At 56.3% G+C, this 12,711-nt stretch carries 9 protein-coding genes; 8 read left to right on the plus strand and 1 reads right to left on the minus strand.

What is annotated here, in order from left to right:
• Positions 1–53: 53 nt before the first annotated feature.
• Positions 54–2,147 carry a putative bifunctional diguanylate cyclase/phosphodiesterase gene (locus ACSVHP_RS13100; RefSeq protein ID WP_447552126.1) on the plus strand — a complete coding sequence of 698 codons (2,094 nt, stop codon included), beginning with the start codon at positions 54–56 and terminating at the stop codon, positions 2,145–2,147.
• On the opposite strand, the gene envR is transcribed toward ACSVHP_RS13100, so the two are convergent.
• A complete protein-coding gene (envR, locus tag ACSVHP_RS13105; protein ID WP_447552127.1) occupies positions 2,142–2,789 on the minus strand; it encodes an acrEF/envCD operon transcriptional regulator in 648 nt (215 codons plus the stop codon). The genes ACSVHP_RS13100 and envR overlap by 6 nt on opposite strands.
• A 386-nt stretch (positions 2,790–3,175) precedes the next feature.
• On the opposite strand from envR, the gene ACSVHP_RS13110 reads away from it, so the two are divergent.
• From ACSVHP_RS13110 to ACSVHP_RS13140, 7 genes are all read left to right on the plus strand, one after another.
• Positions 3,176–4,318 (plus strand): efflux RND transporter periplasmic adaptor subunit, encoded by a 1,143-nt coding sequence (locus tag ACSVHP_RS13110; protein WP_447552128.1) that lies wholly within the window; start codon positions 3,176–3,178, stop codon positions 4,316–4,318.
• Between the two features lie 9 nt (positions 4,319–4,327).
• Entirely contained in the window at positions 4,328–7,438 is a 3,111-nt protein-coding gene (locus ACSVHP_RS13115; RefSeq protein WP_447552129.1) for an efflux RND transporter permease subunit, read from the plus strand.
• Between the two features lie 256 nt (positions 7,439–7,694).
• Positions 7,695–7,916, plus strand: coding sequence for a lipoprotein (locus ACSVHP_RS13120; protein ID WP_181621040.1), 222 nt, complete (start codon positions 7,695–7,697; stop codon positions 7,914–7,916).
• 442 nt (positions 7,917–8,358) lie between these two features.
• The gene (locus ACSVHP_RS13125) at positions 8,359–9,384 is read left to right on the plus strand and encodes an amino acid ABC transporter substrate-binding protein (RefSeq protein ID WP_234673409.1); all 1,026 of its coding nucleotides are present in this window, start codon (positions 8,359–8,361) and stop codon (positions 9,382–9,384) included.
• 67 nt (positions 9,385–9,451) lie between these two features.
• On the plus strand, positions 9,452–10,633 hold the full coding sequence (locus ACSVHP_RS13130) for an amino acid ABC transporter permease (RefSeq protein ID WP_234673410.1): 1,182 nt from the start codon (positions 9,452–9,454) through the stop codon (positions 10,631–10,633).
• 9 nt (positions 10,634–10,642) lie between these two features.
• Positions 10,643–11,746, plus strand: a complete 1,104-nt coding sequence (locus tag ACSVHP_RS13135) for an amino acid ABC transporter permease (protein WP_447552130.1) — start codon at positions 10,643–10,645, stop codon at positions 11,744–11,746.
• A gap of 7 nt (positions 11,747–11,753) precedes the next feature.
• Complete coding sequence (locus ACSVHP_RS13140; protein WP_447552131.1) at positions 11,754–12,512, plus strand: amino acid ABC transporter ATP-binding protein; 759 nt, start codon at positions 11,754–11,756, stop codon at positions 12,510–12,512.
• Positions 12,513–12,711: the final 199 nt, after the last annotated feature.

The raw sequence follows: 12,711 nt of genomic DNA on the forward strand, positions 1-12,711 counted from the left end.
TCAGCCCTTCTCCACCGCTCTTGCTAAATGCCTTTCATCGAGTTGAACAGACCATGCTGGTAAGCCAATACAACCCAATCCTTGTCGTGCTCTCCTTTGTTGTCGCCATCCTTGCTGCTTATACCGCCCTGAATATGGCCGCTCGCGTTGCGGGAAGCGAGGGTGTGTCTGCGCGTATCTGGCTTGCGGGGGGCGGTGTAGCTATGGGGATAGGCGTGTGGGCAATGCACTTCATCGGGATGCTGGCGATGGATCTCTCCATGAGCATGAGCTACAACGCCGTGCTCACGGTATTGTCGATGGCGATTGCCATTGGCTCCTCGCTGTTTGCGCTGTGGCTCGTCAGCTGTGAACGCCTGCGGCTGCGCCGTCTGCTGCCCGGCGCGCTGATTATGGGACTCGGGATTGTTGCCATGCACTATACCGGCATGGGGGCGCTGGAGGTCACGCCGGGGATTGTCTGGAATATAACCTGGGTGGCGATTTCGGTGGTCATTGCCCTCGCCGCTTCGCTGGCCGCCCTGTGGCTGACGTTCCGCTTACGCCATGACGCGGCGCAGGTTGCCCTGATGCGGCTTGGCGCGGCCATGACGATGGGGATCGCCATCGCCGGCATGCACTATGCGGGGATGAAGGCGGCGCAGTTCCCGATGTCGACGATGGTGCATCATCACGGCATTAATGGCAGCTGGCTGGCGGTGCTGGTGAGCGTCGTCGCCCTGTCGATTCTTGGGATCGGCCTGCTCGTGTCGATGCTGGACGCGCGCCTTCAGGCCCGCACCTCGCTGCTTGCCCGTTCGCTGGCGGAAGCTAACCGCGAGCTGGCGCAACTGGCGCTGCACGACACGCTGACCCGCCTGCCCAACCGCATTCTGCTGGAAGACCGACTCGATCAGGCCATCAGCAAGGCCGACCGCGAAGGCAACCCCTTTGCGCTGATGTTTATGGATCTCGACGGCTTTAAGGCCGTAAACGATGCCTACGGTCACGACGTCGGCGACAAGCTGCTGGTGTCGGTCACGAAACGTTTGCTGCTGCCGCTGAAAGGCCAATACACCCTCGCGCGTATCGGCGGCGATGAGTTTGTCCTGCTGGCTGAAATTCAGGGGCCGGACGACGCCGCCTCCCTCGCCAGCGCGCTGGTGCGTGCCATCGACAGCCCCTTCTCGATTGACCCGTATGAGCTGATGGTAACGCTCAGTATCGGTATCGCGCTCTATCCGCACGACGGGCAAAACGACCGCGAGCTGATGTTTAACGCAGACGCGGCGATGTATCACACCAAGCATATGGGCCGAAACGGTTACCACTTTTTCCAGCCGTCAATGAACACCCTGGCGCAGACCCATTTGCAGCTGATGAACGACCTGTGGATGGCTATCGATCGTAACGAACTGCGCCTGCTCTATCAGCCGAAATTCCACGCCCCGGCCGGGCCGATCCTCGGCTTTGAAGCCCTGCTGCGCTGGCAACATCCGAAGCAGGGGCTGCTGGCACCGGATATGTTCCTGCCGCTCGCCGAGAAAACGGGGCTGATCGTCCCTATCGGCAACTGGGTGATTAACGAAGCCTGCCGCCAGCTGCGGGAGTGGCATATGCAGGGGCATGAGAGCTGGTCGATGGCGGTCAACCTGTCGACGCTACAGTTTGAGCAGCCTTCGCTGGTGCAAACCGTGCTCGACTGTCTGGCGCGCCATAGCGTCCCGCCGGAAATGCTCATTCTGGAAGTGACCGAAACCACGGCGATGAGCAACCCTGACGAGAGCGTGCGCGTCCTGACCGAGCTGACCGATGCAGGCGTAAAAGCCTCGATTGACGATTTTGGGACGGGCTATTCAAGCCTGCTCTATCTCAAGCGCCTTCCGGCCTGCGAGCTGAAAATCGACCGCGCCTTCGTGAAGGAGCTGAGCGGAGAGAGCGACGATGCGACCATCGTGTCGGCGATTGTGGCGCTGGCGAAGACCTTAAATCTGAAGGTGGTCGCGGAAGGGGTTGAAACGCAGGCGCAGCAGGAATTTTTGACCGAGCTTGGCTGCAACACCTTGCAGGGGTATCTGCTGGGCAAACCGGTCAGCGCGCAAACCGTCGACGCGCTGTGTCAAAACGGCGAGATGTTACCGGCAAACGCGCCTCGTGAACCATCATAACCCTGCGCCATAAACCGCTGGCGACACCTGCGCGCCTGGCAGTGTCGCCAGAATATTATCCACCAGCGCCGGGGCCTGCTGATAAAGATTAAAACTGTCGCTATTCATTAACCAGTTTTTAATGACTCCGCTAAAAAAGCCGTGAAATACAATCAGCGCCAGTTCGATATTCACATTCGGTGAAATAACCTTTCTTGAGATGCACTGTTCAAGCGTGCCGCGAAGATATTCGTCATTTATGCCAATCCGGTTACGAATTTCACACTCTGAAATCATATCGCTATTAAATTCACACTTATGATAAAGAATTTGTAATAACGCGCACTGGTGAGGATCCCGCGCAATAAATTGCAGGCTGGCAATAAACTGTTCACGCAGCATTAACAGGGGATCATCCTCTTTTGATAATGACAGCCGATCGCGGATGATTTCACGAAGCGGTAATTGCTGTTCCCAGATGGCATTAAATATTTCGGACTTGCTGGAAAAATGCCAGTAGATTGCCCCGCGCGTCAGATTTGCCGCATCCGCAATATCGGTCAGCGTGGTGCTCGCCACGCCACGTGTGGAAAACTGCACGATAGCCGCCTCTATCAGCTGCTGCCGGGTCTTTTCAGCGTCTTCTTTCTTTTTACGTGCCATCGACGGTCGCTCATTATTAACTGGGATAAAACAGAATAAAAACATCGTCCTTAACAGGGGAGCGGAAGTATTCAACAGAACCGTTTTTTATTTTGTACAAAAAACTCACCTTTCTGAATTCATATACTAAACGAATAGATTGATGTAATTGAATTCACCAAAAATATGCATGGTTTTTATTAAAGATACCTAAGATTACCGCTATCCCCGTGCGCGATCGCAAAAAAATGAGTCCAGGATTGGATCTAAGCTCTTTCTCAGCACGTATAAATCAAAAAAAAGTAAATACCCTCCTTATTATACGCAGCTAACTTTTTGATTTATGCCCACCAGCCCTCACTCCGATCCCCGGCAAATATCGGTAACGGGTTTTTAAAGGAACAGTAATGACGATCCATTTCAGGCTATTACCTTTATCCGGTTTTATTGTTTGTGCTGCCCTGCTTTCAGGCTGCGATGGTCAGGACGGCCAGCAGCAGCAGCACGCGCAGGCGCCAGCCGTCAGCGTTTATACCGTTAAAAGCGCCCCGCTGTCCGTCACCACCGAGCTGCCGGGCAGAACGGACGCATACCGCGTGGCGGAGGTTCGCCCTCAGGTGAGCGGGATCGTCCTGCGCCGCAACTTCACCGAAGGCGGTGATGTCAACGCGGGCGACTCTCTGTATCAGATCGATCCGGCGACCTATCAGGCCGCGTATGACAGCGCCAAAGGCGATCTGGCAAAAGCGCAGGCCGCCGCCCGCATTGCGCATCTGACGGTGAAACGCTATGTACCGCTGGTGGGGACACAGTATGTGAGTAAACAAGAGTACGATCAGGCGGTGGCGACCGCCCAGCAGGCGGATGCCGGCGTCACTGCCGCACAGGCGGCCGTCGAAAGCGCCCGCATTAACCTCGCCTATACCAAAGTCACGTCGCCAATTAGCGGACGCATCGGCAAATCCAGCGTAACCGAAGGGGCGCTTGTGACTAACGGGCAAGCCACCGCGCTGGCGACCGTCCAGCAACTCGATCCGATTTACGTCGACGTAACCCAGTCCAGCAGCGACTTTATGCATCTGAAGCAGTCGAGCCTGCAAAAAGGCGACGGCGGCAGCAGCGTCCAGCTGTTGATGGAAAACGGCCAGCCTTATCCGCTGAAAGGCACCCTGCAATTCTCTGACGTGACGGTGGACGAAAGCACCGGCTCGATCACCCTGCGCGCCATCTTCCCGAACCCGCAGCATATGTTATTGCCCGGTATGTTCGTGCGCGCCCGCATTGATGAAGGCACTCAGCCGGACGCCATTCTTGTGCCTCAGCAGGGCGTAAACCGTACCCCGCGCGGCGACGCTACGGTAATGGTGGTCAACGATAAAAACCAGGTGGAATCCCGCACGGTCGTCGCGCCGCAGGCCGTTGGCGATCGCTGGCTGGTAACGGAAGGGCTGAAAAACGGCGACCGTGTGATCGTCAGCGGCCTGCAAAAGGTTCGCCCTGGCGTCACCGTGGTGGCAACGCCTGACACCTCCGCAACGCCCGCCGGTTAAGGACAAAAAATGGCTAATTTCTTTATCCAGCGGCCGGTTTTCGCCTGGGTCCTTGCCATCATTTTGATGATTGCAGGTGGGCTGGCGATTTTAAAACTTCCCGTTGCCCAGTATCCGACCATTGCGCCGCCCGCGGTTGCCGTGACGGCAAGCTATCCGGGCGCTGACGCCCAGACGGTGCAGGATACCGTGACGCAGGTTATCGAACAGAACATGAACGGCATCGATAACCTGATGTATATGTCCTCCACCAGCGACTCTTCCGGTAGCGTCACCATCACCCTGACCTTCCAGTCAGGCACCGATCCGGATATCGCGCAGGTTCAGGTTCAGAACAAACTCCAGCTCGCCATGCCGCTGCTGCCGCAGGAGGTTCAGCAGCAGGGGATTGGCGTGGAGAAATCCAGCAGCAGCTTCCTGCTGGTGGCGGGCTTTGTTTCCGACAATAAAAGCCTGACTCAGGACGACATTTCGGACTACGTGGCGTCGAACGTGAAGGACGCCATCAGCCGTACCTCCGGCGTGGGCGACGTGCAGCTGTTTGGTGCGCAGTACGCGATGCGTATCTGGCTCGACAGCAACGCGATGAACAAATACCAGCTGACGCCGCTGGACGTGATCAACGAGCTGAAAACGCAGAACAACCAGATTGCAGCCGGTCAGCTGGGCGGAACGCCTGCCGTGCCGGGCCAGCAGCTGAACGCTTCTATCATTGCGCAGACCCGCCTCAAAACGCCGGAAGAGTTTGGTCGCGTCACGCTGAAGGTGAACCAGGACGGCTCGATGGTGCATCTGAAGGACGTGGCCCGCATTGAGCTGGGCGGCGAAAACTACAACATGGTGACCAAAATCAACGGCCAGGCGGCAACCGGGCTGGGGATCAAGCTGGCGACCGGGGCAAACGCGCTGGATACCGCAGCGGCCATCAAAACCAAGCTGGCGCAGCTGCAACCTTTCTTCCCGCAGGGGCTGAAGGTGGTTTACCCGTACGACACCACGCCGTTTGTGAAAATCTCGATTCACGAGGTGGTCAAAACGCTGTTTGAGGCGATTATCCTCGTCTTCCTGGTGATGTACCTGTTCCTGCAAAACCTGCGCGCGACGCTCATTCCGACCATCGCGGTGCCCGTAGTGCTGCTCGGCACCTTCGCGGTGCTCGCGGCCTTTGGCTTCTCAATCAACACCCTGACGATGTTCGGGATGGTGCTGGCGATAGGGCTACTCGTCGATGATGCCATCGTGGTGGTTGAGAACGTCGAGCGCGTGATGGTGGAAGACAAGCTGCCGCCAAAAGAGGCGACGCAGAAGTCGATGGAGCAGATCCAGGGCGCGCTGGTGGGGATCGCGATGGTGCTCTCGGCGGTATTTATCCCAATGGCCTTCTTCGGCGGCTCGACCGGGGCGATTTACCGCCAGTTCTCTCTGACGATTGTCTCTGCGATGGCGCTCTCCGTGCTGGTCGCCCTGATTCTAACCCCCGCGCTCTGCGCCACGCTGCTCAAGCCCGCCTCGGCGGATCATCACGTTAAAGGCGGTTTCTTCGGCTGGTTCAACGCCCTCTTTGATAAGAGCGTGGAGCATTACAGCAACAGCGTCAGCGGTATTCTGCGTAAAACCGGACGTTACCTGCTGATCTACGTCCTTATCGTCGGCGGCATGGCGGTGCTGTTCCTGCGCCTGCCCACCTCCTTCCTGCCCGAAGAGGATCAGGGGGTGTTTATGACGATGGTTCAGCTTCCGGCCGGCGCCACGCAAACCCGTACCCAGCAGGTGCTCGATCGGGTGCAGAATTACTATCTGAACCAGGAGAAGGCGAATGTGGAATCGGTGTTTACCGTTAACGGCTTTAGCTTCAGCGGGCAGGGGCAAAACTCCGGTATCGCGTTTGTAAGCCTGAAGCCCTGGGAAGAGCGCCCGGGGAGCGAAAACAACGTCACCGCGATTGTTGCCCGCGCGACGAAGGCCTTCAGCCAGATAAAAGATGGCCTTGTGTTTCCGTTTAACCTGCCCGCCATTATCGAGCTGGGTACCGCGACGGGCTTTGACTTCGAGCTGATTGACCAGGCCAACCTGGGACATACGCAGCTGACGCAGGCGCGTAATCAGCTGCTCGGCATGGTGAAAGCCCATCCTGACCTGCTGGTGCGCGTGCGTCCTAACGGGCTGGAAGATACGCCGCAGTTCAAGCTCGATGTGGATCAGGAAAAAGCGCAGGCGCTGGGCGTGAGTATTTCTGACGTTAACCAGACCATCTCGACCGCGCTGGGCGGCACTTATGTGAACGACTTTATCGACCATGGGCGCGTGAAGAAGGTCTACGTCCAGGCCGATGCCCGCTTCCGTATGCTGCCGGGGGACATCAATAACCTGTACGTTCGCAGCGCCAACGGCGAAATGGTCCCGTTCTCCGCCTTTAGCTATTCGCACTGGGTTTACGGCTCGCCGCGTCTGGAGCGCTACAACGGGATGCCGTCGATGGAAATCCTGGGTGAAGCCGCGCCGGGTAAAAGTACCGGTGAAGCGATGGTGATGATGGAAAGCCTGGCATCAAAACTGCCTTCCGGCATCGGCTACGACTGGACGGGCATGTCCTATCAGGAACGCCTCTCCGGCAATCAGGCCCCTGCTCTGTACGCCATCTCGCTGATCGTGGTGTTCTTGTGCCTGGCGGCGCTTTACGAGAGCTGGTCAATTCCGTTCTCGGTGATGCTGGTTGTCCCGCTCGGGGTGATTGGTGCCCTGCTCGCGGCGTCCCTGCGCGGCCTGAACAATGACGTCTATTTCCAGGTTGGCCTGCTCACCACCATCGGGCTCTCAGCCAAGAACGCCATTTTGATCGTCGAGTTCGCAAAAGATCTGATGGATAAAGAGGGCAAAGGGATCATCGAAGCGACGCTGGAAGCATCGAGGATGCGCCTGCGCCCTATCCTGATGACCTCGCTGGCCTTTATCCTGGGCGTCCTGCCGTTAGTGATCAGCAGCGGTGCCGGGAGCGGCGCGCAAAATGCGGTCGGGACAGGGGTAATGGGCGGGATGTTGTCCGCCACGCTGCTGGCGATCTTCTTCGTTCCGGTCTTCTTTGTGGTGGTTCGCCGACGGTTTACCGCACACAAAGAGTAATCATGTTATAAAAAGGCACTTCGGTGCCTTTTTTAATTATCCATTTACCTTAGGTAAAACAGAAGCCAGCTGCAAATTCATAATTTCTCCATTAATTCATCTGGCTACCGTACTTTTCTCCACGATATTTACAATCCACATAATTTGAGATTATTCCTCGTGCGGTGACGGGTTATGGCGGTGGTAAAATAGCCATCAATTCGTTAATTACCGTCCCGGTACTTTAGCGAAGGCGAAATAATTTTGAGGTAACATCATGAAAAGATTCATTTCCGTTGCACTCCTCGCTGCGCTGCTTGCTGGTTGCGCGCACGACTCTCCATGTGTACCGGTATACGACGATCAGGGCCGACTGGTTCATACCAATACCTGTATGAAAGGCACCACTCAGGATAACTGGGAAACAGCCGGTGCGATTGCTGGCGGTGCGGCAGCATTAGCAGGTCTGACGCTGGGTATCGTTGCATTGACCAAGTAACGCGTGACGCGTAAAAGGACACCCGTAAAAGCGTGGCTCAGGCCGCGCTTTTACATTTTACTTATTAGCCAGGTTTAATTTGTGGGTTAATGCCATATCGGTATTGTTCACGTTTTTATTTTTTATTTTAAAGAGATATCGTTTACCCCTTCCTTTAATTAACTACCCTGCCAATATTCACGCCAGCAACTACTTTTCCCTGCCCCGGAAATAATCAAACTTTTGCTCTAATTTGTGGCGCAGGTTGTCATTTCGCACCATTTAAGGGCGCTCGATTTATTTAACCCTGTCTACACTCAGCTTTATGCGCTCTGTTATCTGCTATTTCATCGGGCGCAAACCTGGCATTCCCTTTGCTTAATAAACGTTGGCCAATGCCACAGACGGGTAAAAGCGTTTTAAAACGCCTCTATAACAATAATTTCGCCACACAGGATGCACCATGAAAAAGATGATGATAGCCAGCCTGGCCGCCGCGGGCGTGATGTTTGCTGTTGCCAACCAGGCCCACGCGGGCACAACGCTTGATGCCGTTAAAAAGAAGGGATTCGTGCAGTGCGGTATCAGTGATGGATTACCAGGCTTCTCTTACGCCGATGCCAACGGCAAATTCACCGGTATCGACGTTGACGTCTGCCGCGGCGTCGCCGCCGCCGTTTTCGGTGACGACACCAAAGTGAAATACACCCCGCTGACCGCGAAAGAGCGCTTCACCGCCCTGCAATCGGGTGAAGTGGATATGCTCTCCCGTAACACCACCTGGACCTCGTCCCGCGACGCAGGAATGGGGATGACCTTCACTGGCGTGACCTACTACGACGGCATCGGCTTCCTCACCCATAACAAAGCGGGGCTGAAAAGCGCCAAAGAGCTGGATGGTGCAACCGTCTGTATTCAGGCCGGTACCGATACCGAGCTGAACGTGGCCGACTACTTCAAAGCCAACAAGATGAAATACACCCCGGTGACTTTCGATCGCTCTGATGAATCCGCCAAAGCGCTGGAGTCCGGCCGCTGCGATACGCTGGCTTCCGACCAGTCGCAGCTGTACGCCCTGCGCATCAAGCTGAGCAACCCGGCGGAGTGGATCGTGTTGCCTGAGGTCATCTCTAAAGAACCTCTCGGCCCGGTCGTTCGTCGCGGCGATGAAGACTGGTTCTCGATTGTCCGCTGGACGCTGTTCGCCATGCTGAACGCCGAAGAGATGGGCATTAACTCGAAAAACGTCGATGAGAAAGCCGCAAATCCAACCACGCCGGATATGGCGCACCTGCTGGGTAAAGAGGGTGATTTTGGTAAGGATCTGAAGCTCGATAACAAATGGGCTTACAACATCGTTAAACAGGTCGGTAACTATGCGGAGATCTTCGAGCGCAACGTGGGATCCGAAAGCCCGCTGAAGATCAAACGCGGCCAGAACAATCTCTGGAATAACGGCGGGATCCAGTACGCTCCGCCAGTACGTTAAGCATCTGCTGTAACGGGCACCGCGCGTGCGGTGCCCACTCCAGAGTCATGGTTACCGAGGTTTCTTTATGTTCCATCGCCGCTCAGCCGTAAAAGGATCGTTATCCTTTTCTCACCCCGCGGTGCGCGCCTGGCTGTTCCAGATAATAGCCATCGTCGTCGTTGTGGTTATCGCCGTTTATCTCATCCATAACACCGTGACCAACCTGAATAATCGCGGTATCACCTCCGGCTTTGCCTTCCTCGATCGCAGCGCGGGTTTTGGCATTGTTCAGCATCTTATTGATTATCAGGAGGGCGATACCTACGGACGGGTGTTCGTGGTCGGCCTGCTGAACACGCTGCTGGTGTCGGCGCTGTGTATCGTCTTCGCGTCGATTCTGGGGTTCTTTATCGGCCTCGCGCGGCTCTCTGAAAACTGGCTGCTGCGAAAGCTGTCGACGATATATATCGAGACTTTCCGTAACATCCCGCCGCTGCTGCAAATCTTTTTCTGGTACTTCGCCGTTCTGCGCAACCTTCCCGGTCCCCGTCAGGCGGTGGACGCCTTCGACCTGCTTTTCCTGAGCAACCGCGGGCTGTACATCCCCTCACCTCAGGTTGCCGACGGGATCTACGCGTTCATCGCCGCCATTGCGATTGCCGGTGTTCTCTCGGTCGGGTTGTTCCGCTTTAACCGCAAACATCAGATAAAAACCGGTCAGCTACGCAGGACGTGGCCCGCAGCCGTCGCGCTGCTCGTTGCACTACCGCTGATAGCCCACGGGCTTTTTGGCGCCGCGATGCACTGGGATATCCCGCACCTGCGCGGCTTTAACTTCCAGGGCGGCATGGTGTTGATTCCGGAGCTGGCGGCGCTGACGCTGGCACTATCGATTTATACGTCAGCCTTTATCGCTGAGATCATCCGCGCGGGTATCCAGGCGGTGCCTCACGGTCAGCACGAGGCCGCCCGCTCTCTGGGCCTGCCGAACACGGTCACGCTTCGCCAGGTCATTATTCCGCAGGCGTTGCGGGTCATCATCCCACCGCTGACCAGCCAGTATCTCAATATTGTCAAAAACTCATCGCTGGCCGCGGCTATTGGTTATCCCGATATGGTGTCGCTGTTCGCCGGAACCGTGCTTAACCAGACGGGGCAAGCGATTGAAACCATTGCCATCACCATGTCCGTCTATCTGATCATCAGCCTCGTGATTTCCCTGCTGATGAACCTCTATAACCGTCGCATCGCTCTGGTTGAGCGCTGAGGAGCCATGATGACAAAAGCGATATTGTCTCACCCTGCGCGCCCGGCAAGAAAGACGGGCGGGCGCTACGTCACCTGGGCACGTAAAAACCTGTTCTCCAGCTGGAGTAACAGCCTGCTGACGATTGTCTGCCTGTGGCTTATGTGGGAGCTGATCCCGCCGCTGCTGAACTGGGCATTTTTGCAGGCGAACTGGGCGGGAACGACCCGCGCCGACTGTACAAAAGCGGGCGCGTGCTGGGTGTTTATCCACGAGCGTTTTGGCCAGTTTATGTATGGCCTTTATCCGCACGAGCAGCGCTGGCGAATCAACCTCGCGCTGATTATCGGTTTGCTTTCCATTGCAGCCATGTTCTGGAAAAAGCTGCCCCATCGCGGGCGCTACATCGCCTGCTGGGCGGTGGCGTACCCCGTAGTCGTGTGGGTGCTGCTGTATGGCGGCTTTCTGGGGCTGGAGCGTGTCGAAACCCGCCAGTGGGGCGGCCTGACGCTGACGCTGATCATTGCGTCGGTGGGGATCGCCGGCGCACTGCCGTGGGGAATTTTGCTCGCGCTGGGACGGCGTTCAACGATGCCGGTGGTGCGTGTGCTCTCGGTGATCTTCATCGAGTTCTGGCGCGGCGTACCGCTGATCACCGTGCTGTTTATGTCATCGGTTATGCTTCCGCTGTTTATGGCGGAAGGAACGACGATCGATAAGCTGATCCGCGCGCTGGTCGGGGTGATTTTATTCCAGTCAGCCTACGTGGCCGAGGTGGTGCGCGGCGGACTTCAGGCTCTGCCTAAAGGGCAGTACGAAGCCGCAGAGTCACTGGCGCTCGGCTACTGGAAAACCCAAGGGCTGGTTATTTTGCCCCAGGCGCTCAAGCTGGTTATTCCTGGACTGGTGAACACGATTATTGCGCTGTTTAAGGATACCAGCCTGGTGATCATCATCGGACTGTTCGATCTCTTTAGCAGCGTCCAGCAGGCCACGGTCGACCCTGCCTGGCTGGGGATGTCCACGGAGGGGTATGTCTTCGCCGCTCTGGTCTACTGGATCTTTTGTTTTAGCATGTCGCGCTATAGCCAGCATCTGGAAAAGCGCTTTAACACCGGGCGTTCACCGCACTGAGGAAATTATGAGCCAGATTACAATGACACCTGCCGACGCGATGATTACGCTGGAAAACGTCAATAAATGGTACGGGCAGTTTCACGTTTTGAAAGACATTAACCTGAAGGTAAAACAGGGGGAACGCATCGTTCTCTGCGGGCCTTCAGGATCGGGAAAATCAACGACGATCCGCTGTATTAACCACCTGGAAGAGCATCAACAGGGGCGTATCGTGGTCGACGGGATAGAGCTGAACGAGGACGTGCGTAATATCGAGCGCGTGCGCCAGGAGGTCGGAATGGTCTTTCAGCATTTCAACCTGTTCCCGCATCTGACCGTACTGCAAAACTGCACATTAGCGCCAATTTGGGTACACAAGATGCCTAAAAAGGAGGCCGAAGCGCTGGCGATACATTATCTGGAACGGGTTCGTATCGCTGAGCACGCCAGTAAGTTTCCGGGACAAATATCCGGCGGACAGCAACAGCGCGTGGCGATAGCCCGGTCGTTATGCATGAAACCTAAGATCATGTTGTTTGATGAACCGACATCGGCGCTGGATCCGGAAATGGTAAAAGAGGTGCTGGATACGATGATTGGGCTGGCGCAGTCCGGCATGACGATGCTCTGCGTGACGCACGAGATGGGGTTTGCCAGAACAGTCGCAGACCGCGTGATCTTTATGGATCGCGGCGAAATCGTTGAGCAGGCACCGCCGGATGAGTTCTTCGCGCATCCAAAATCAGAACGCACGCGAGCTTTCCTTTCGCAGGTGATTCACTAATCGTTTGCAGTGCCCGGTGGCAAGTTATCTGCCGGGCCTGTGGGCTATGTAGGTCGGGTAAGGCAAAGCCGCCACCCGACTTTTCAGACCGCACAAAGCAAAAAACCCCGCACCTTACGGTACGGGGTTCTTCTTAATTGATGTCTGGCAGTTCCCTACTCTCACATGGGGAGACCCCACACTACCATCGGCGCTACGG

The sequence above is a fragment of the Enterobacter sp. 186315 genome (assembly GCF_053290175.1).